This window comes from Enterobacter sp. MGH119 (assembly GCF_001037675.1).
In the GTDB taxonomy this organism is placed as follows: Bacteria; Pseudomonadota; Gammaproteobacteria; order Enterobacterales; family Enterobacteriaceae; genus Enterobacter; species Enterobacter hormaechei_C.
In genome coordinates this window covers 85,951-105,522 of record NZ_KQ089934.1, presented here as the reverse complement: position 1 = coordinate 105,522, position 19,572 = coordinate 85,951, and the positions used below count along the sequence as shown (strand labels likewise).

18 protein-coding genes are annotated in these 19,572 nt (G+C 56.6%); 7 read left to right on the top strand and 11 right to left on the bottom strand.

Features of this window, described 5'->3' with window-relative positions:
• Positions 1-318 precede the first annotated feature (318 nt).
• Entirely contained in the window at positions 319-2,142 is a 1,824-nt protein-coding gene (gene typA, locus SK53_RS20645) for a ribosome-dependent GTPase TypA (protein WP_003861927.1), read from the top strand.
• Positions 2,143-2,221: 79 nt separating this feature from the next.
• On the opposite strand, the gene ompL is transcribed toward typA, so the two are convergent.
• The 7 genes from ompL to yihU form a co-directional block, all read right to left on the bottom strand.
• Entirely contained in the window at positions 2,222-2,908 is a 687-nt protein-coding gene (gene ompL / locus SK53_RS20640; protein ID WP_003861929.1) for a porin OmpL, read from the bottom strand.
• Between the two features lie 74 nt (positions 2,909-2,982).
• The gene (locus SK53_RS20635) at positions 2,983-4,407 is read right to left on the bottom strand and encodes an MFS transporter (protein ID WP_023315060.1); all 1,425 of its coding nucleotides are present in this window, start codon (positions 4,405-4,407) and stop codon (positions 2,983-2,985) included.
• Between the two features lie 43 nt (positions 4,408-4,450).
• Positions 4,451-5,833, bottom strand: a complete 1,383-nt coding sequence (locus tag SK53_RS20630; protein WP_003861932.1) for an MFS transporter — start codon at positions 5,831-5,833, stop codon at positions 4,451-4,453.
• A 45-nt stretch (positions 5,834-5,878) separates the two neighbouring features.
• Positions 5,879-7,903: an alpha-glucosidase gene (locus SK53_RS20625; protein ID WP_048209948.1), complete on the bottom strand. Its 2,025-nt coding sequence runs from the start codon at positions 7,901-7,903 to the stop codon at positions 5,879-5,881.
• 16 nt (positions 7,904-7,919) lie between these two features.
• Positions 7,920-9,161 (bottom strand): sulfoquinovose isomerase, encoded by a 1,242-nt coding sequence (gene yihS / locus SK53_RS20620; RefSeq protein ID WP_022649846.1) that lies wholly within the window; start codon positions 9,159-9,161, stop codon positions 7,920-7,922.
• 14 nt (positions 9,162-9,175) lie between these two features.
• The gene (gene yihT / locus SK53_RS20615) at positions 9,176-10,051 is read right to left on the bottom strand and encodes a sulfofructosephosphate aldolase (RefSeq protein ID WP_003861939.1); all 876 of its coding nucleotides are present in this window, start codon (positions 10,049-10,051) and stop codon (positions 9,176-9,178) included.
• 17 nt (positions 10,052-10,068) lie between these two features.
• Positions 10,069-10,959: a sulfolactaldehyde 3-reductase gene (gene yihU / locus SK53_RS20610; RefSeq protein WP_023323900.1), complete on the bottom strand. Its 891-nt coding sequence runs from the start codon at positions 10,957-10,959 to the stop codon at positions 10,069-10,071.
• A 155-nt stretch (positions 10,960-11,114) separates the two neighbouring features.
• Here yihU and SK53_RS20605 point away from each other — a divergent pair, with 155 nt between their 5' ends.
• The 6 genes from SK53_RS20605 (at position 11,115) to fabY (ending at position 15,859) form a co-directional block, all read left to right on the top strand.
• Positions 11,115-12,011: a sugar kinase gene (locus SK53_RS20605; RefSeq protein ID WP_003861942.1), complete on the top strand. Its 897-nt coding sequence runs from the start codon at positions 11,115-11,117 to the stop codon at positions 12,009-12,011.
• Positions 12,012-12,045: 34 nt separating this feature from the next.
• Positions 12,046-12,846 carry a DeoR/GlpR family DNA-binding transcription regulator gene (locus SK53_RS20600; RefSeq protein WP_003861944.1) on the top strand — a complete coding sequence of 267 codons (801 nt, stop codon included), beginning with the start codon at positions 12,046-12,048 and terminating at the stop codon, positions 12,844-12,846.
• Between the two features lie 118 nt (positions 12,847-12,964).
• Positions 12,965-13,564: a glucose-1-phosphatase gene (gene yihX, locus SK53_RS20595; RefSeq protein WP_003861947.1), complete on the top strand. Its 600-nt coding sequence runs from the start codon at positions 12,965-12,967 to the stop codon at positions 13,562-13,564.
• Positions 13,558-14,439 carry a virulence factor BrkB family protein gene (locus tag SK53_RS20590; RefSeq protein ID WP_003861949.1) on the top strand — a complete coding sequence of 294 codons (882 nt, stop codon included), beginning with the start codon at positions 13,558-13,560 and terminating at the stop codon, positions 14,437-14,439. Before yihX ends, SK53_RS20590 begins: the two co-directional genes overlap by 7 nt.
• On the top strand, positions 14,436-14,873 hold the full coding sequence (dtd, locus tag SK53_RS20585; RefSeq protein ID WP_015569909.1) for a D-aminoacyl-tRNA deacylase: 438 nt from the start codon (positions 14,436-14,438) through the stop codon (positions 14,871-14,873). Before SK53_RS20590 ends, dtd begins: the two co-directional genes overlap by 4 nt.
• A 44-nt stretch (positions 14,874-14,917) precedes the next feature.
• On the top strand, positions 14,918-15,859 hold the full coding sequence (gene fabY, locus SK53_RS20580; protein ID WP_015569910.1) for a fatty acid biosynthesis protein FabY: 942 nt from the start codon (positions 14,918-14,920) through the stop codon (positions 15,857-15,859).
• Between the two features lie 8 nt (positions 15,860-15,867).
• Here the strand turns inward: fabY and SK53_RS20575 are convergent, their stop codons facing one another.
• The 4 genes from SK53_RS20575 to fdxH form a co-directional block, all read right to left on the bottom strand.
• Positions 15,868-16,788: an alpha/beta hydrolase gene (locus tag SK53_RS20575; RefSeq protein ID WP_023323897.1), complete on the bottom strand. Its 921-nt coding sequence runs from the start codon at positions 16,786-16,788 to the stop codon at positions 15,868-15,870.
• Positions 16,789-17,103: 315 nt separating this feature from the next.
• Positions 17,104-18,033 carry a formate dehydrogenase accessory protein FdhE gene (gene fdhE / locus SK53_RS20570; protein ID WP_023323896.1) on the bottom strand — a complete coding sequence of 310 codons (930 nt, stop codon included), beginning with the start codon at positions 18,031-18,033 and terminating at the stop codon, positions 17,104-17,106.
• Positions 18,030-18,665 carry a formate dehydrogenase cytochrome b556 subunit gene (fdoI, locus tag SK53_RS20565; RefSeq protein WP_003861958.1) on the bottom strand — a complete coding sequence of 212 codons (636 nt, stop codon included), beginning with the start codon at positions 18,663-18,665 and terminating at the stop codon, positions 18,030-18,032. Before fdoI ends, fdhE begins: the two co-directional genes overlap by 4 nt.
• Positions 18,662-19,564 (bottom strand): formate dehydrogenase subunit beta, encoded by a 903-nt coding sequence (gene fdxH, locus SK53_RS20560; RefSeq protein WP_048209947.1) that lies wholly within the window; start codon positions 19,562-19,564, stop codon positions 18,662-18,664. The genes fdoI and fdxH overlap by 4 nt, the downstream gene beginning before the upstream one ends.
• Positions 19,565-19,572 lie beyond the last annotated feature (8 nt).

Sequence of the window (19,572 nt, the reverse complement as noted above, 5' to 3'; positions counted from 1 at the left end):
CTGCCATATTTTTACTGTATTTCTGTAAAGCGAAATCTGTGCCAACTTTTAAAACACCCCAAAAAGGCGTTATCATGCGCACCATAGTGCAGAAGGGCTGCACCACATTGGATTTGTTGCACCATTATAGTGCTTCTGTGTGAACATCGAGCACCATATTGGTGCAATTTACGTTAAAGTGCCCTTTTACCGCTCCGTGAAAGCGATCACAAAGCATCTCTGCAATACTTGTTTGCGGGGGATGTTTGTGATCCTGTTTTGTAGTGCGATTAATCCGTGTACAATAACGCGCTATTTCTAAATGCCTGAGGCAAAGTTGTGATCGAAAAATTGCGTAATATCGCCATCATCGCGCACGTCGACCATGGTAAAACTACCCTGGTTGATAAGCTGCTACAGCAGTCCGGTACGTTTGATGCTCGTGCCGAAACTCAAGAGCGTGTGATGGACTCCAACGATTTGGAGAAAGAGCGTGGGATTACCATCCTCGCCAAAAACACCGCTATCAAATGGAATGACTACCGTATCAACATCGTTGATACCCCAGGGCACGCCGACTTCGGTGGTGAAGTTGAGCGCGTGATGTCCATGGTGGATTCCGTGCTGCTGGTGGTTGACGCATTTGATGGCCCTATGCCGCAAACGCGCTTCGTGACCAAAAAAGCATTTGCCCACGGCCTGAAACCTATCGTTGTGATCAACAAGGTTGACCGTCCTGGCGCGCGTCCTGACTGGGTTGTTGACCAGGTCTTCGACCTGTTCGTTAACCTCGACGCGACCGATGAACAGCTGGACTTCCCTATCGTTTATGCGTCTGCGCTGAACGGTATCGCCGGTCTGGATCACGAAGACATGGCGGAAGACATGACTCCGCTGTACCAGACGATTGTTGACCGCGTTCCTGCGCCAAACGTTGACCTGGAAGGCACCCTGCAAATGCAGATCTCTCAGCTCGACTACAACAACTATGTTGGCGTAATCGGCATTGGTCGTATCAAGCGCGGTAAAGTGAAGCCTAATCAGCAGGTCACTATCATCGATAGCGAAGGCAAAACCCGTAACGGTAAAGTCGGTAAAGTGCTGACTCACCTGGGTCTTGAGCGTATCGAGAGCGACATCGCTGAAGCGGGCGACATCATCGCTATCACCGGTCTGGGTGAACTGAACATCTCCGACACCATCTGCGATCCGCAGAACGTCGAAGCGCTGCCAGCCCTGTCCGTTGATGAACCAACCGTATCCATGTTCTTCAACGTCAACACCTCTCCGTTCTGTGGTAAAGAAGGTAAGTTCGTTACCTCTCGTCAGATCCTTGACCGCCTGAACAAAGAGCTGGTGCACAACGTTGCGCTGCGCGTTGAAGAAACCGAAGACGCTGATGCATTCCGCGTTTCGGGTCGTGGTGAGCTGCACCTGTCTGTTCTGATTGAGAACATGCGTCGTGAAGGTTTCGAGATGGCGGTTTCCCGTCCGAAAGTTATCTTCCGCGAAATCGATGGCCGTAAACAAGAGCCGTTCGAAAACGTAACGCTGGACGTTGAAGAGCAGCACCAGGGTTCTGTGATGCAGGCACTGGGTGAGCGTAAAGGCGACCTGAAAAACATGAATCCAGATGGCAAAGGCCGCGTACGTCTCGACTACGTGATCCCAAGCCGTGGCCTGATCGGCTTCCGTTCTGAGTTCATGACCATGACTTCCGGTACCGGTCTGCTGTACTCCACCTTCAGCCACTACGACGACGTTCGTCCGGGCGAAGTGGGCCAGCGTAACAACGGCGTGCTGATCTCCAACGGTCAGGGTAAAGCGGTTGCGTTTGCGCTGTTCGGTTTGCAGGATCGCGGTAAGCTGTTCCTGGGTCACGGTGCTGAAGTTTACGAAGGCCAGATCATCGGTATTCACAGCCGTTCTAACGACCTGACGGTAAACTGTCTGACCGGTAAGAAACTGACCAACATGCGTGCGTCCGGTACTGACGAAGCAACGGTTCTGGTTCCACCGATCAAGATGACCCTGGAGCAGGCGCTGGAATTCATCGATGATGACGAACTGGTCGAAGTGACGCCTCAGTCAATTCGTATCCGTAAACGTCACCTGACTGAGAACGATCGTAAACGTGCAATGCGCGGTGCGAAAGAAGACTAATTCGGTTATGCCGTAGGCCGGGTAAGCGCATGCGCCACCCGGCAACGAAAAAGCCGCTGAGCGATCAGCGGCTTTTTTATTAGAACGAATACCGTAACCCTAAACGGATCCGGTACTGCTCCCGGTTGTAATCATTCCATCGGTCCAGCCACTGTAGCTCAAGATACGGCAGCCAGTTTCTGTCGATTTTATAGCTGAACTTGTTAGTAATTTCCCAGTGATGATCTTTGCCATTTTTGCTGTGGTAATCATTCACCCGCTGGAAAAAGTGCGGCTCAAAGGTGTAGAAAAACGCATCCGTCACTTTGAAATTCCAGTAGTTGGCGAATTCATGCGTGTCGTTCTTATCCATCTGCCCGTTATAGTCCGGCGTATCGTAATTGTTATGGTTATAGCGATAGCGGAACGTCAGATTAAACCAGTCCGTAAATTTGTAATTGGTATCTAAATAAACCGCGCCACCTGATCCTGCGCTGCTGTCATTAATTAAGCCGCCGGGCTGGAAGGTCAGTTTGTCGGTCGGTTTGAAGAGCGGATACCACCCCTCGATTTCGTTATAGCTGTGTTTCAGTTCGTCCCATTTCCCCACGTTATAAGCGTTGGTGAACATCAGCCCCGCGCCCATATCGAAGTTATAGCCCGCACGCAGGATCACTTCGTGCAGCTCTGAGGCGGTGTTGTAGGCTTCGCGCGTTTCGACGTAGGCCCCGGCAAATACCGGGCAGGACACAGACGACACGATCAGTACGGTGATGATTCTTTTCATAATTTGTCCATGTATCAGGTACAGAAAGGCCTCCCTCCTGATAAACAGGAAGGACATAGTGGCCGGATTTATTGTTATAAAGTGACTGCTGACGCTTTATTGTTGGTGGTTATCTCAGGGGTATTTGCTGTCTGTTTCTTCCGTTTTCCAATCTCCTCGATAATAAAGGCGAAGCGCGCTTCGTTGAGTTTATAAAATAGCCCCATGGTCACGGCGGCGACGATTGCCAGGCCGCACGGCCAGAGGAAAATAAGCTGACGCAACCCAAGCAGCGTGCCCGCGCTCTGCACGGCGTGAGGAACGTAGCCAATCTGGGTCAGCATGATGCCGGGCAGGAAACCGGCGAGCGCGGCGGAGATTTTGCGCGAGAAGGTATAGCCGGTATACACCGACCCTTCGGCGCGAATGCCGGTTTTCCACTCGCCGTAATCAACGGTATCCGGCACCAGCGCCCAGTTCAGGCTATTAACAAACGCCGTGCCGAAGAAGGCCATGCAGGAAAACAGCACGAACAGCAGGGAGCTGGTCCCCCAGAAAAAATTCAGCACGTCGCCCACCGCCCACAGCGTCAGCCCGCCCAGATAGACCGGCTTCTTGCCAAAGCGCTTCACCGCGCCGGGCACCAGAAACACGCCAATCAGAATGCAGCCCATGCTGAAAAAGCCCATCCACGACAGGAGATGCAGATCGTTCAGCACGTACTGGGTGTAATAGACCTGAATCGCCAGCTTGATGTTAAACGCGGCGAGGGTACAGAGGTTGGCGATGCACAGCACCAGCAGCGGCGGATTGCGGAAAATCGCGCAGAATGATTTCAGAATGCCGGGCTTATGGTGATCGGGCGTAAGCTCGACGTAGCGTTCTTTCACCCCGCTGTAGCACCACCACATGCAGAACAGCCCCCCGGTGACGAACACCAGCGCGGCCACCAGATAGCCGAGTGAGGGCTGGCTGATGAACAGCGCCTGAATCGGCATAAAGCCGACGGTGCAGAGCAACAGTCCTACCGTTGCGCCGCCTTGACGCCACGCCGCAAGCTGCGCGCGCTCGTTCGGGTTTTTGGTGATGGCCGGAACCATTGCACCGTAGGCGCAGTTCATCAGGCTGTAGCAGAGGCCAAACATCATGAAGAGCACGGTGGCGAGGGCCGTTTTCACCGTCAGGCTAAAGTCGTTGGCCATAAACTGCGCCGTCGCGACCAGCGCCACCGGAACGGAGGCGTAAAGTATGAATGGCCTGAACTTCCCCCTCGGGCCAATGTTACGCCGGGAATCCAGCAGCACCCCGGTCAGCATGTCGGTGAACGCGGTAAAGAACTTGGCGACCAGAAAAATGATGCCGCCGTAGAACGCGGGCATGCCCAGCTCGTCCGTGTAAAACTTAAGCAGATACAGCGTGCCAATACACAGCATCAGGTTCGAGCCAAAATCACCCATCCCGTAGGCGCACTTCTCTCGCAGGCTCAATTTCAGGGTTAACGGATCAGTATTATGTGTCATGGTCGATCCTCAAAGCGCCCCGCAGGGCGCTCAATCACGTCATTTATGCCGTACGTTTGCGCAGTTCGATCTCTTCCACTATGCGCACATACATTTTCTCGTTGAGGTTGTAGAAGCAGCCCATCGCCACGATGGTGATGACCGCCAGCAGGCTCGGGTAGATAAATATCAGCTGCCGCAGCCCTTCAACCGTCCCGGCGGACTGCACCACGTTCGGCACATAGCCGATCTGGGTGAGCATGATCCCCGGGAAGAAGCCCGCCAGCGCCTGCGAGACCTTCCTGAAGAAGGTAAAGCCGGTGTAGACCGTTCCCTCGGAGCGCACGCCGGTGCGCCACTCGCCGTATTCCACGGTATCGGACACCAGCGCCCAGTTCAGGCTGTTCACGAACGCGGAACCGAAGAACGCCAGGCAGGAGAACGCCACAAAGCTCACCGAGCCGCCGCCGAAGAAGTAGTTAAGCAGATCGCCCGCCACCCAAATCATCAGCCCGCTGATGTAGACCTTTTTCTTGCCGAAGCGCCGCACCGCGCCGGGCATCATAAAGACGCCGATAAAAATACAGCCCATGCTGAAGAAGCCCATATACGACAGCAGGATCGGGTCGTTCAGCACGTACTGCGTGTAGTAGACCTGAATGGCGAGTTTGACGTTAAAGGCGCCCAGCGTGCACAGGTTAGCGATGCACAGGATAAACAGCGGACGGTTCCCGGCGATGGCGCGAAACGACTGCAACAGCCCCGGTTTCTGCGCCGGGTTAGCAGGCTGCGTCTCGACGTAACGCTCGGTAACGCCCTTATAGCACCACCACATAAAGAACAGCCCGAACAGCGAGAAGAGGGTGGCGGCAAAGATGTAGCCAAGCTGGTCGTTGCCCTCAATCAGGTTCATCACCGGGACAAAGCCCACCGTACAGAGCAGCAGACCCAGCGTGGCGCCGCCCTGGCGCCAGGCGGCCAGCGAAGCACGCTCGTCCGGGTTTTTGGTAATGGCGGGCACCATCGCGCCGTAGGAGCAATTCATCATGCTGAAGAACAGGCCGTACAGCATGAACAGCACCGTCGCCATCACCGTTTTACCGGTGATTTCAAACGGTGTTCCGACGAAGTTGGCAATCGCCAGCAACGTTACCGGGAAGGCTGCATACAGCACAAACGGGCGGAATTTCCCTTTCGGGCCGATCTTGCGCCGGGAATCGAGCATGATCCCGGTGCCCATATCGGTGAAGGCGGTAAAAAACTTCGCAATCAGGAAGATAATCCCGCCGTAGGTGCCCGGCAGCCCCAGCACGTCGGTGTAGAACTTCAGCAGATACAGCGTGCCGATATCAAGCAGGATGTTAGAGCCGAGATCGCCCATCCCGTAGGCGAGTTTTTCTTTAAACGGCAGGCGCAGGGTTGCCGGATCAGAAGTATGTTGACTCATTATTGTTCTCCGTCTGCCCGCAGGTTTCCCCGCGGGCGAGCCTTATCAGATATGACGTAAGGTGCTAAACAGATCGGCCCATTCGCTTTGCTGGCGATAGAAGACCGGCGGTTTGCCGAGCGGGGCATCAACGGTGATGTCACCGCCCTGGCAGGTTTCTCCGGTCCACGCATTGACCCAGGTGTCCTGCGGCAGATAGAGCGACCAGTCGCGGCGTCCCTCTTCATGGACCGGCGCCACCAGCAGATCGCGGCCAAACAGATACTGGTATTTCAGCGTGTAGGCGCGCGCGTCGTCCTCGTAGTGCAGGAAAAGCGGACGCATCACCGGCAGGCCGCTTTTCGCGTTCTGCGCAACCGCAGCTTTGATATACGGCTTCAGGGTGGTGAAGACGGTGGTCATGCGCGCGAAGTGCGCAATGGTTTCCGCGTCGCCGTCGAACTGCCAGTTATCGCCAGGGCGGTTGCCCTCGTGGGTACGCATCATCGGCGTAAAGGCGCTGAAATCACACCAGCGCAGCAGCAGCTCTTTGCTGCGCTTCATCTCGAAGAGCGTCGTATAGCCGCCAATGTCGCTGTGGTGCAGGCCGTGCCCGGTCATCGCCAGCGACAGCGCCGCCGGTACGACGGAAGCCAGACCGTCGTCCAGGCTCCAGTCGACGTTCTGATCCCCCGCCCACATCATCACCGAGTGCTTCTGGCTACCGGTGTAGCCTGCGCGCATGAAGAACAGGATCTCCCCGAGCTTGCCGGTCTCCTCCAGCGCTTCGAAGTTACATTTCGCCCACAGGGCAGGCCAGGCGTTATGCATGATCTCCGCGCTCACGCCGTTGTGCAGGAAGGTATCGGTCGGCAGATATTCCCCGAAATCGGCCATCCAGCCGCCGCAGCCCAGTTCGATCAGGTTCTTTTTAATGACCTCTTTGTACCAGTCGTAGGCTGCCGGGTTGGTCAGGTCGATAACGCCCGCGTAGAACTCGCCGAACTCGACGTGGTAGTCCTTGCCGTCGGCGTTTTTGGTCAGATAGCCGCGTTTCGCGGCCTCTTCGCAGAGATCTTTATCGCTGGCGACGTACGGGTTGATATAGGAGAGGAACTGCACGCCTTCCTCTTTCCACTGCGCAATACGCGCATCAAGCTGCGGATAGAGCGCGCTGTTCCACTTCCAGTTCCACATTACGCGTTTGCCAAAGGAGGTCATGCGGATGCCGGACCAGTCCTGCGCCCAGATGCCGTTCACCTTTACGCCGCCGTTACGCATGGTGTCGAGCTTCTGCTGGCACACCTCGGTGCCGCCCTGGATGCCCAGCGTCACGCCGTCGTACACCCAGTCCGGCAGCTCCGGCTGGCGTCCCAGCAGGCCGGTCAGTTTTTCCAGCAGATCGACGTACGTTTCCGCACATTCGAAGCGCAGCGTGGCGTTATCTTCCCAGAACGCCAGCTCGTGGAAGTCAGGGGCGCTGAAGTCAAAGTTCATGTAGCAGCTGTTATCCACGTGGCAGTAGTACTTCTGGGTGCTCACGAAGGTGGGCTGCGGGAAGAAGGTCCAGTAGTAGTCACCGCCCGCGTTCTCTTTGCAGTCGGCCTGCCAGGTGACGTAGGTCTGCTTATTGCGGCCCACGCCCTGCTCGCTGGTCCACAGCGGGAACGGCTTGCCGCGCAAATCGAAATACGAGAACTGCTCGCCGCAGCCGTAAATATGATCGTCAGGCTGAGCTGCCAGCCGCAACCAGATGCGGTTATGGCCGGGAGCATCATTTTTCAGCTTCAGCTCCAGACGGCCTTCACCATCCACGCCCACCAGCAGCGTCGCGCTCACCGCGTCGCCGCGGGTAAAGCGGATCGCCCAGCCCGCGCTTTGCTGCGTAACGGTCGCGTTCGTCAGGGCAATCTTTTCGTTGAGCTTGTCTTTAATGCTGAAGTTGCCGCGAAACATCTCGATATCCGCCTCACCTGCGCCAATCCACAGGCAAGGGGCATCCGCGGTGTGGGATAAAATCAGACGGTCCTGCCAGCGCAGGGTGAAGCCACTTTCGTTATTTTTCAGGTCAATATTGTGTAGGGTACGCATAAAAACTCCGTCTTAATTATTTGGCCAGGCTATCCAGTAATCCGGCGGCGACGGCAGGCGCTAAGCCCGGCGCCAGCGGCAGGCGGGGGATCACCAGGCAGTGCAGCAGATGGTAAATATCCTGCTTGCCGTCCCAGACTTTGGTGGTCACTTCGTTATTGGTGTCCAGCTCCTGCCACCAGGATCCGTTTTCGTAATCCATCAGATACTTGATGCAGTAATCCCACCATTTCTGATACCAGGCTTCGTACTGCGCCTCGCCGGTCACGGTATAGAGGGCATAGGCCGTGCCCATCGCCTCGACGATTGGCCAGCGCACGCGTTCGCGCACGATTGGCTTGCCGTCCCAGCCCACGGAGTAGACAAAGCCGTCCGCCCCGTCGGGTGCCCAGGCGTCGCGGATGGTGGCGTGGAACAGTCCTTTCGCATCTTCCAGCAGCCACTCCGGCGGGGTTTCAAAGCGCGCTTCCAGGGCGGCGCGCAGGTGCAGCATCAGGCGGCCCCACTCGATCCAGTGCCCCGGCGTGCCGCCATAGGCGCGGAAGCGGTGGGCGGGGTTATCGATGTTATAGTCGCGGATCGGGTTCCAGTTGGTGTCAAAATGCTCGTTAACGCGGTACTCCCCTTTGCGCGCCACGTCGTGAATAATCACCGAGGCGATGCGCAGGGCGCGGTCGAGCCATTTGCGGTCGTGGGTCACGTCATAAACGATGAGGAAAGCTTCCACGGCGTGCATGTTGGCGTTACCGCCGCGATAGTCTTCCGTTTTGCTGAAGGCTTCGTCCCAGGACTCCAGGCACATCTGCTCCTGTTCGCTCCAGAAGTAGCGCTCAATCACCTCGATGGCGTCGTCCAGCAACTTGCGTGCCTGCGGGTGACCCGTGGTCACGGCGCTCGCCGCGCCCAGCAGGACGAAGAAGTGCTGATAGCCCTGCTTGGACGCATCAATGACGCCTTCATCGTTAACGCAGGCGTACCAGCCGCCGTGCTGCTTGTCGCGCAGCGGACCGTTCAGGGCATTAATGCCGTGCTCAACCAGGGCGTACGCGCCGGGGCGCCCCATGTTCGCCGCCACCGCGTATACATGCAGCATGCGGGCGGTGATCCACAGATGTGTGCCCATATCGCTACGCACCTGCCCGTTATTGCCCAGCCAGCCAAAGCCGGTCGGTACGGCGGCGTTTTTACCGAAATCGAGAATGCGGTCGGTCTCTTGTTCGAGCCAGCGGTTATGGCTCAGGGTGTTAAACCATTTCATGTTCGGATCCTTTCTTAACGGCGAGCCATCATTTCGTCGACGATCTCACCCAGACGCTGAAGTTTTGGTACGGAAATATCACGCAGCATCAGCTCGGTGTCCGGCAGGCCAATCACAGAGGACCAGACGGCGCGACCGGCTAAAAAGCCCGATGCCCCCGCCTGCATCGCCACGCTCACCGCGCGCGGGAATAACTTATCGTCAACGCCGGACGAGAGGATCACCCACGGCATGGCGATGTTCTCGTTAAGCTTTTGCGAGGCCGCCAGCAGCTCTTGCTGCGTGCCCTTGCCAAACAGTGGCATCTCCACTTTGTAGAGGTCGGCACCGCTGTCGCCCAGCTCTTTGGCCGCGTCGATAATCGCCTGTTCGCGGTTAAACGCGGCACCGCGACGCGGTGGACGCACCACCGGCTCGATAATGCTCAGCAGACCGTTATCGTGGCACAGCGTATTGAACGCTTTCACCATCTCCAGGCGCTGCTGCGGATCTTCATCGCTGCGCCACAGCACCAGCAGCTTCAGTGCTTTGCCGCCATCGCGCTTGACCGCCTGCGCGTCGACGTTCTTGTCGATCGCCACGCTGTCGACCGGAATACCGTTCCCCGGGATAAATTCGTCGGCGGCCACAATCATCGCGCAGCTTTTGGCCACGGCCTGCTGCTCGACAATCTGGCGATAGCAGAACTGCTGGTCGACAAGGATCGCAGAGGCGTACGGCGACAGAATTTTTGCCGCGTTGACTTTAAAATCCGTCAGGTGCTGGTCGGTTACCGGTACCGGCGCGCCTGCCGCCGCAAACATTAGGCGCATCGCTTCGCGCTGATCCACGGCCAGCATCGCAAAACCGCCGGAAGGTCGGGTGATATCTTTCAGGGTGTACATCGTCATTCCTCAGTCCTTTCGTATCAGTGTGATTTTTTCAGCCCGGCAGATGCGCGAACCTGTTCAAGAATGGCCGTCCAGTCCTCGCGCCCGCGCCCGGCGGCGCGAGCCTGGTTGTAAACTTCGCGGGAGGCCGCGCCCAGCGGCATCGGAACGTGGAGCTGGTTGGCCACGTCGAGGGCGATCCCCAGGTCTTTATGCGCAAGGTCGATCATGAAGGCGGGAGAAAGATCCCCTTTCAGCACCTTGTTCGGCCAGGATGTCGTGAAGTGGCCTTTACCCGCAGGTGTGCCGCTCATGACCTTGAGCGCCACGTCAAAGGAGAGGCCAAGCGCTTCGCACAGTACGGCGGCCTCGGCGGAAAGGGCGTTCAGGGCGATGCTCATGTAGTTATTGATAAGCTTCACGCGGATGCCCATGCCTGGCCCGCCGGCGTTAATCAGTTCATTGCCCATCGCCATTAATACCGGGGTGGCGCGCTCAACCTGCTGCGCCGTACCGCCCGCCAGCAGGAGCAGCGTACCGGCGATGGCATGGTCAGAGGTGCGTCCGACGGGCACGTCCATCAGGCTGAAGCCTTGCTCAGCCATGTCGCGTATCAGCGCGTCGGTTTGCAGCGGGTGGATGGTGGACATATCAATCACCAGCGCGTCGCGGGATAACCCTTCGCACACGCCGTGCTCGCCGAACAGCACGCTGCGCACCAGGTCGCCGTTTGGCAGCATGGTAATGACGAATTCCGCGTCCGTTGCTGCCTGTGCGGGCGTAGCCGCCGCCCGAGCGCCGCTCTCTACCAGCGCCTGAACCGCCTGCGGGTTCACATCAAAAACGTTAAGCTGGTGGCCCTGTTTCAACAGATTCTTCGCCATGGGCGCGCCCATCTGTCCTAAGCCGATAAATGCGATTGCTGACATGCCTCTCTCCTGTCACATCGTGTCAATTTTTGCGCGTTTGTGGTGTCTGTTTTTGATCGTATTTGTAATTTATAGTCAAAAAATTGACACGGGTCACTTTTTAAACATTTGGTGAAATTAAAATGAAGGCATCAGAAATCGCAGAAGGAATCACCATGACTCGCATCGTTTGTGTCGGCATTACCGTGCTGGATCGCATCTGGTATCTCGATGATTTACCGAAAGAAGGTGGGAAATATGTCGCAAAAGACTATACGGAAGTGGGCGGCGGCCCGGCGGCAACGGCGGCAGTGGCAGCCGCGAAACTGGGCGCGGAAGTGGATTTTATTGGCCGGGTGGGGGACGACGATACCGGCAGACGACTGCTTGCGGAGCTGGAATCCCTGGGGGTGAACACCCGCTATACGCGCATAGTTAAGGGAGCCCGATCGTCGCAATCGGCGGTGCTGGTGGACGCAGGTGGGGAAAGAGTGATTGCCAACTACCCCAGCCCCGATCTCCCTGCGGCGGCAGACTGGCTGCATGAAATCGACTTCTCGCAGTGGGACATTGTCTTAGCCGACGTGCGCTGGCATGACGGGGCAAAACAGGCATTTACCCTGGCCCGCCAGCAGGGCGTACCGACGTTGCTTGATGCGGATGTCACCCCGCAGGACATCGCGGATCTGATTGCCTTAAGCGACCACGCGGCCTTCTCCGCGCCGGGATTGCGGCGTTTAACGCAGCGGGATGAAACCGAAAACGCGCTGAAGAAAGCACAAACGCTCACAAATGGACATGTGTATGTTACGCAGGGGCGAGACGGCTGCTTCTGGCTGGAAAACGGCGCACTGTGTCATCAGCCCGGCTTTGAGGTGAACGTGGTGGATACCACGGGGGCGGGCGACGTGTTCCACGGTGCGCTGGCGGTCAGTCTGGGGCAACAATCGTCCACTTCAGACGCCGTGCGTTTTGCCAGCGCCGTCGCAGCGCTGAAATGCACAAAGCCCGGCGGGCGCGCGGGTATACCCGACTGTGATCAAACCCGCTCTTTTTTGTCACTTTTTGTATAAAATGCGGGGCGTGATGGTTTTCAGAGGACAGCCCATGAGCCTTACCGAACTGACCGGCAACCCGCGTCACGATCAGCTGCTGACGCTGATTGCCGATCGCGGCTATATGAACATTGATGAACTGGCGCAGCTGCTGGATGTGTCGACGCAAACCGTGCGCCGGGATATCCGTAAGCTCAGCGAGCAGGGGCTGATCACCCGTCATCACGGCGGCGCGGGCAGGGCATCCAGCGTGGTCAACACGGCGTTCGAACAGCGTGAAGTCTCGCTTACCGAAGAGAAACGGGCGATTGCCGAAGCGATTGCGGACTATATTCCCGACGGTTCGACCATTTTTATCACCATCGGGACGACCGTGGAGCACGTTGCCCGGGCGCTGCTTAACCATAATCATCTGCGCATCATCACTAACAGCCTGCGGGTGGCGCACATTCTTTATAAGAATCCGCGCTTTGAGGTGATGGTGCCTGGCGGTACGCTGCGCCCGCATAACGGCGGCATTATCGGTCCTGCGGCAACGGCGTTCGTGTCAGGATTTCGCGCAGATTACCTGGTCACCAGCGTCGGGGCGATAGAGCACGACGGCGCGATGATGGAATTTGACGTTAACGAAGCCAGCGTGGTGAAAACCATGATCGCTCACTCCCGTCACATTTTACTGGCGGCCGATCATACGAAATACCACGCCTCCGCGGCGGTTGAAATTGGCAACGTGGCGCAGGCGACGGCGCTGTTCACCGATGAGCTGCCCGGCCCGGCGCTGCAAAATCACCTCAAATCCAGCAAGGTTGAGGTTGTCGAAGTCAATTCCGGAGAAGAGCAGCAGGCTGGCTGATCATCCTATGGCCCGATATTGCGATTCGGGCCTTTCCTTTCTCTAAGCTGAATCTGGCGCATAGCTAAAGTTTCTCTTTCCCGCTACAGTTACTTCTCCACGGCGAAAGGAGATAAACATGCTTTATATCTTTGACTTAGGAAATGTAATCGTCGATATCGATTTTAACCGGGTGTTGGGCGCATGGAGCGATTTTAGCCGTGTTCCGCTGGCGACGTTAAAGCAGAATTTCGCGATGGGTGAGACTTTCCATCTGCACGAGCGCGGTGAGATCAGCGACGAAGCGTTCGCAGAGCGTTTCTGCCAGGAAATGGGTCTTTCGTTAAGCTACGAGCAGTTTTCCCACGGCTGGCAGGCCATATTTGTCGCGATCCGCCCGGAAGTGATCGACATCATGCACAAGCTGCGCGAGCAGGGGCATCGTGTTGTCGTGCTGTCTAATACTAACCGCCTGCATACCACCTTCTGGCCGGATGAATACCCGGAAATTCACGCGGCGGCAGATAAAGTGTATCTCTCCCAGGAGATGGGGATGCGTAAACCTGAGGCGCGCATCTATCAGGCAGTATTGCAGGAAGAAGGATTCACGGCAGCGGATGCGGTCTTTTTTGACGACAACGCCGATAATATAGAAGGGGCTAATCAGTTAGGTATCACCTCCATTCTGGTGACCGGAAAAGAGACGATACCGAACTACTTTGCGAAGCAGTTATGCTAAAAACCGTTCATCAAAAAGCCAATCACCACACGCGCCCGCTGAGGGCGTGGCTGAAACTCCTCTGGCATCGCATTGATGAGGACAACATGACCACGCTGGCGGGCAATCTCGCTTACGTGTCGTTGCTCTCGCTGGTGCCGCTGGTGGCGGTGATTTTTGCGCTTTTTTCGGCATTTCCAATGTTTGCCGATGTGAGCATGCAGCTTCGCCATTTTGTTTTCGCAAACTTTATTCCTGCCACCGGCGATGTGATCCAGAACTACATTGAGCAGTTTGTCGCAAACTCCAGCAAGATGACGGCGGTGGGGGCGTGTGGGCTTATTGTTACCGCGCTGCTGCTGATGTACTCCATCGACAGTGCGCTCAACACCATCTGGCGGAGCAAAAAAGTCCGCCCGAAGGTTTACTCCTTTGCCGTCTACTGGATGATTTTAACCCTTGGCCCATTGCTGGCGGGGGCAAGCCTGGCGATCAGCTCCTACCTTCTTTCGCTGCGCTGGGCGACCGACTTAAACAGCGTGATCGATAACGTGCTGCGTATCTTCCCGCTGATTTTATCGTGGCTTTCGTTCTGGCTGCTCTACAGCGTGGTACCAACCACGCGCGTACCCAACCGGGATGCCGTGGTGGGTGCGCTGGTCGCGGCGTTGCTCTTTGAGCTGGGCAAGAAAGGATTCGCGCTTTATATCACCATGTTCCCCTCTTATCAGCTGATTTACGGTGTGCTGGCGGTGATCCCCATTTTGTTTGTCTGGGTCTACTGGACGTGGTGTATCGTCTTGCTTGGCGCCGAAATAACTGTCACTCTCGGAGTCTACCGCGAACTCAAAAAAGCAGCAGAAGCTGAAAAACAACAAGAAGCAGACCAACCATGATTGCATTGATTCAGCGCGTAACCCGTGCCAGCGTCACCGTGGCGGATGAGGTGACGGGTGAAATTGGCCCAGGACTTTTGGTGCTCCTGGGTGTCGAAAAAGATGACGACGAACAAAAAGCTAACCGCTTATGTGAGCGCGTGCTGGGCTACCGCATTTTCAGCGATGCGGAAGGCAAGATGAACCTGAACGTTCAGCAGGCGGGCGGCAGCGTGCTGGTGGTTTCCCAGTTTACGTTGGCTGCGGATACCGAACGCGGCATGCGGCCGAGTTTTTCGAAGGGCGCGGCACCGGATCGCGCAGAAGCTCTATACGAGTACTTTGTTGAGCGCTGTCGCCAACAGGACATGAATACACAAACCGGACGATTCGCTGCGGATATGCAGGTTTCGCTGGTGAACGATGGCCCCGTCACATTCTGGCTCCAGGTATGAGCCAACTGGCGGTATGGCCGCGGGTAACAAGAGAGAGTACAGCTATGTATCACCTTCGAGTACCGCAAACGGAAGAAGAATTAGACGCTTATTACCATTTCCGCTGGGAAATGCTGCGCAAACCACTGCATCAACCGAAAGGCTCTGAACGCGACGCCTGGGACGCGATGGCGCACCACCAGATGGTGGTTGATGAAGAGGGCAACCTCGTTGCCGTGGGACGTCTGTACATCAATGCCGACAACGAAGCTTCAATCCGCTTTATGGCCGTTCATCCCTCCGTGCAGGACAAAGGCCTTGGAACGCTGATGGCAATGACGCTGGAATCCGTTGCCCGTCAGGAAGGGGTCAAGCGCGTCACCTGTAGCGCCCGCGAAGATGCCGTTGAGTTCTTTGCCAAGCTTGGTTTCGTGAATCAGGGGGAAATCACCGCCCCGCAAACTACGCCGATTCGTCACTTTTTGATGATCAAACCCATCGCCACGCTGGACGATATTCTCCATCGCGCCGACTGGTGCGGGCAGCTCCAGCAGGCGTGGTATCAGCACATACCGCTCAGTGAAAAAATGGGCGTGCGTATTCAGCAGTATACCGGACAAAAATTTATCACCACCATGCCGGAAACCGGCAACCAGAACCCGCACCATACCCTGTTTGCCGGCAGCCTGTTTTCACTCGCCACGCTCACCGGATGGGGACTGATCTGGCTGATGCTGCGCGAACGTCATCTCGGCGGCACCATTATTCTGGCCGATGCCCATATCCGCTACAGCGCGCCGATCAGCGGCAAGCCGAGCGCGGTAGCTGACCTGGGCGCACTGGGCGGCGATCTCGACCGTCTGGCGCGTGGACGTAAAGCACGCGTACAGATGCAGGTTGAGCTGTTCGGCGATGAAACGCCAGGCGCGGTGTTTGAAGGCACCTATATCGTTCTGCCTGCGAAGCCGTATGGCGCGTATGAAGAGGGTGGGAACGAGGAGGAGTAGTCTCCTTCTCACTCTCGCCCGGCATGGTTAATGCGCCAGGCAATATCTCGCATAATGTCTCGCGCTGACTGGCTAATTCCACCCAACTGGAAGAAGCCGTGAATTACACCCCGCCATTGTTGAGCGGTACACTTCACGCCTTGCGCCGTGAGGCGCTGATAAAGCGCCTCGCCTTCGTCACGTAACGGATCATACTCAGCGGTAACAATATGGACCTTCGGCAGACCGCTAAAGTCGTTGCGCCACAGTGGACTGACTTCAGGATGCTGACGGTCGGCTCCAGCCAGATACATTTCATAGCCGCTCAAAAGGGTATCGCGAGTAATCACGTAATCCATGCCGTTGAGGGTATAGCTTTCAAAACTGGCCGTGGCGTCGAGCATGGGATAGATAAGAATAAGCTGCGCAGGTTGCCACAGCCCTTTAACCTTAAGCCGCAGCGCCGTTACCAGCGCCAAATGCCCTCCTGCGCTGTCTCCACAGAGGGTGAGTCGGTTCTTATCCACGCCTAATTCGTCTGCATACTGCCAGACCAGATTCGCACCTCTTTCAGCATCGTCATGTGCGGCGGGGAAGGTATGCTCCGGCGCCAGTCTGTACTGAATCGCAATCACCCGGCAATTGCCGTAGTAGGCTAACTGACGGAGCTGGTTGTCATGGGTATCAAAGCCGCCGCTGATAAAACATCCGCCGTGGTAGTAGATGGCAGCAGGCAATATTTCAGGCGCATTGAGAGGTGAAAATACCCGAATGGTAAGACCCTCAAGAACAAGCGTCTCCAGCTGAACGCGCGTTTCGGTCTTCCCGGCAAGCTCCGTGCTGGCAATATAGCCTGCTCGTCGTACCTCAATTGTCTGGCGACGCGATGAGGGGCGACCTGCAGCGATAAATCCTTGAACCAGCCGTTCAATACCCTTTTCCAGTGCCATGAAAACACCTTTTAACTGTATGAATGTACAGCTTTATAGCCTGGTTTGATTCAAAAGAAAACAAGAATATTATTGAGGGGAAAAGTCTTGAAAGCTGCTCGCAAAGGCGAGAGCTTTTTTATTATCTGCTTTCGTCACAGACATAAAGTGCGGATGTTGCCTGAGATTTGCCGTGGAAGCGATGCTAAAGCGATAACGCGTCTTTAGACGGATCCTGGACTACGGGCTGAAGAGCATCTGGCATATAAGACGGCAGGTATTGCTGTCGAGGTGTAGGCCGGGCAAGCTCGCGCCGCCCGGCACTGTCACAGGAGATTACTCCCCTTCACCCGGGAACAGGAACGGGTTGATAGAGCTGCGGGCAAAGCCCTCCTGCTCCATTTTGGCGTCCAGAATCAGCGAGGCGAGATCGTCGGCCACCGCTTCGACTTTCGGGTCTTTTTCCTGATACAGAATCTTCAGGTAAGTCCCGCAGTCGCCGCAGCTTTCGGCTTTCACCGCTGCGTCTTCGTTTTCCAGCGACCAGTAGTTCAGATCGCGGGTCTGCTCGCAGTTGCTGCACTTCACGCGCACCACGTGCCACTCGGTTTCACACAGGTTGCAGTGCAGGTAGCGCAGCCCCTGTGTCGTACCAATCTGTACCATGCTGGAGACCGGCATTGAACCACACACCGGACAGAACTGGCGCGCTTCGCCGTATTCGGCGCGGGCTTTGCCTGGGATCAGGCTCGCCATTTGCGCCCAGTAGAGCGACAGCGCAGCCCAGATGAACGGCGCTTTATCGCTGCTCACCAGCGAGAAGTCGGAAGCAAACAGCGCGCTCGCCATCTCTTCCAGCTCTTGCTCTGAGGCTTTTTCCAGGTTCTCAATGACCGCCAGCGCCGTGCCGCTCATCTCGGGCTTCAGCTCGGCAATCAGCGAATGCAGCAGCTTATGCCAGTGCTTGTCGCGCGGCAGGACGTGAATGTCCAGCGGCGGCTTGCCCTGTTCGTTGGCTTCTTTGATGCGTGCGGTCAGGTCCATTTGCAGCGGATGGTCGTACAGCACCACTTCCTGCGCATGGGCGACCAGCGCGGCAAAACGCAGAAAATCGCCCAGCGGGTTGTTCTCTGCCAGCTCGCGCAGACGCTCTGCGCGGCGGTTGTAGAGGTTCTTGAGTCTGGGGAATAACAACGGCGGAATATACTCCGCCGTACGTTTCTCGCTCGACCCCAGCTCATCTTGCGGGATTATGCGAATACTCATTCAGATGACTTTTCCTGTTTCTGGCGGACTTCACGGTACCAGCGCGGGTGATGTTTCTTCGCCCACGTTTTGGTGACCCAGCCTTCCACCATCGCGGTAATGGTGCCTTTCACCCAGAGGGCGGCGTAAATATGCACCATGATAACCACAATTAACGCCACTGCGGCAAATGAATGCAGCATTAGCGCAAATCGGATCACCGGGATTGAGAAAGCAGGCGCAAAGTACGGACGCCAGATGATCACGCCGCTCACCAGCAACAGGACCAGGAAGATAATCGCCGCCCAGAATACGCATTTCTGGCCGAAGTTATAACGCCCGGTATCACCCACTTCCTCGTTGACGACGATCTTACGAATATTCTTCGCCCAAAAGATATCATCCCGATTGATTAGGTTATGGTGCCAGTAACGGAAAAACATGATGATGAACGACGCGAACATGATGACGCCCACAAACGGGTGCAGTATACGCGCCAGCTGTGGTGTCCCCATGATCTGCATCAGCCAGTTGAAGGACGGGAAGAAGAACCCCAGCCCGCTTATCGCCGCCAGCATGAAGCAGAAGGCGGTGACCCAGTGGTTGATACGTTCCGGCGCGGTGTAGCGCACGATGGTGTCACGTTTTCTCATTTGCGCACCTCGTCTTTCTCTTCATGCAGGTTATCGTCTTCCTCTTCCGCGCGGTTCGGACCAACACCGACGTAGTGGAAGATGCTCGCTGCGAAGGTGGCAGCAAAACCGACCGCTGCCAGCGGTTTCCAGATGCCTTTCCAGAACTTCACGGTGGCGCTGATTTCCGGGTTCTCCGGCAGGCCGTGATACAGGTTCGGCTTGTCGGCGTGGTGCAGCACGTACATGACGTGCGTACCGCCAACCCCGGCCGGATCGTACAGGCCCGCGTTATCGTAACCACGAGTTTTCAGCTCGCCCACGCGCTCTGCCGCCAGCGTTTTCATATCCTCTTTAGAGCCAAAGTGGATAGCGCCGGTTGGACAGGTCTTCACGCACGCTGGCTCCAGGCCGACATTTACGCGGTCAACGCACAGCGTACATTTGTAGACGCGGTTGTCTTCCGGGTTCATGCGCGGCACGTCGAACGGACAGCCCGCGATGCAGTAGCCGCAGCCAATGCACTGCTCGGACTGGAAGTCGACGATGCCGTTGGCATACTGAATGATAGCCCCTTCTGACGGACACGCCTTCAGGCAGCCCGGATCCGCACAGTGCATACAGCCGTCTTTGCGAATAAGCCATTCCAGCTTGTCGTTCTGCTCCACTTCCGAGAAACGCATTACCGTCCAGGACTTGGCGGTCAGGTCCGCCGGGTTGTCGTACACCCCGACGTTGTGACCCACTTCGTCACGGATGTCGTTCCACTCAGAGCAGGCCACCTGACAGGCTTTACAGCCGATACAGGTGGTCACGTCGATAAGCTTCGCCACTTCCTGCTGGTGGTCCCGCGCCTGAGGCGCGGGCGTGAAACCGTTAGTCGCGGAACGACGGATAATGTCTTGAGATTGATAAGCCATAAGTCGTC

Excerpts from the sequence above, each read along its gene's own strand:
- yihS (WP_022649846.1), bottom strand. The coding sequence starts at position 9,161 with ATGAAATGGTTTAACACCCTGAGCCATAACCGCTGGCTCGAACAAGAG.
- ompL (WP_003861929.1), bottom strand. The coding sequence starts at position 2,908 with ATGAAAAGAATCATCACCGTACTGATCGTGTCGTCTGTGTCCTGCCCG.
- fdhE (WP_023323896.1), bottom strand. The coding sequence starts at position 18,033 with ATGAGTATTCGCATAATCCCGCAAGATGAGCTGGGGTCGAGCGAGAAA.
- SK53_RS20625 (WP_048209948.1), bottom strand. The coding sequence starts at position 7,903 with ATGCGTACCCTACACAATATTGACCTGAAAAATAACGAAAGTGGCTTC.
- yihT (WP_003861939.1), bottom strand. The coding sequence starts at position 10,051 with ATGACGATGTACACCCTGAAAGATATCACCCGACCTTCCGGCGGTTTT.
- SK53_RS20635 (WP_023315060.1), bottom strand. The coding sequence starts at position 4,407 with ATGACACATAATACTGATCCGTTAACCCTGAAATTGAGCCTGCGAGAG.
- SK53_RS20600 (WP_003861944.1), top strand. The coding sequence starts at position 12,046 with ATGAGCCTTACCGAACTGACCGGCAACCCGCGTCACGATCAGCTGCTG.
- SK53_RS20630 (WP_003861932.1), bottom strand. The coding sequence starts at position 5,833 with ATGAGTCAACATACTTCTGATCCGGCAACCCTGCGCCTGCCGTTTAAA.
- fabY (WP_015569910.1), top strand. The coding sequence starts at position 14,918 with ATGTATCACCTTCGAGTACCGCAAACGGAAGAAGAATTAGACGCTTAT.
- SK53_RS20590 (WP_003861949.1), top strand. The coding sequence starts at position 13,558 with ATGCTAAAAACCGTTCATCAAAAAGCCAATCACCACACGCGCCCGCTG.
- fdxH (WP_048209947.1), bottom strand. The coding sequence starts at position 19,564 with ATGGCTTATCAATCTCAAGACATTATCCGTCGTTCCGCGACTAACGGT.
- fdoI (WP_003861958.1), bottom strand. The coding sequence starts at position 18,665 with ATGAGAAAACGTGACACCATCGTGCGCTACACCGCGCCGGAACGTATC.
- dtd (WP_015569909.1), top strand. The coding sequence starts at position 14,436 with ATGATTGCATTGATTCAGCGCGTAACCCGTGCCAGCGTCACCGTGGCG.
- yihU (WP_023323900.1), bottom strand. The coding sequence starts at position 10,959 with ATGTCAGCAATCGCATTTATCGGCTTAGGACAGATGGGCGCGCCCATG.
- SK53_RS20575 (WP_023323897.1), bottom strand. The coding sequence starts at position 16,788 with ATGGCACTGGAAAAGGGTATTGAACGGCTGGTTCAAGGATTTATCGCT.
- yihX (WP_003861947.1), top strand. The coding sequence starts at position 12,965 with ATGCTTTATATCTTTGACTTAGGAAATGTAATCGTCGATATCGATTTT.
- SK53_RS20605 (WP_003861942.1), top strand. The coding sequence starts at position 11,115 with ATGACTCGCATCGTTTGTGTCGGCATTACCGTGCTGGATCGCATCTGG.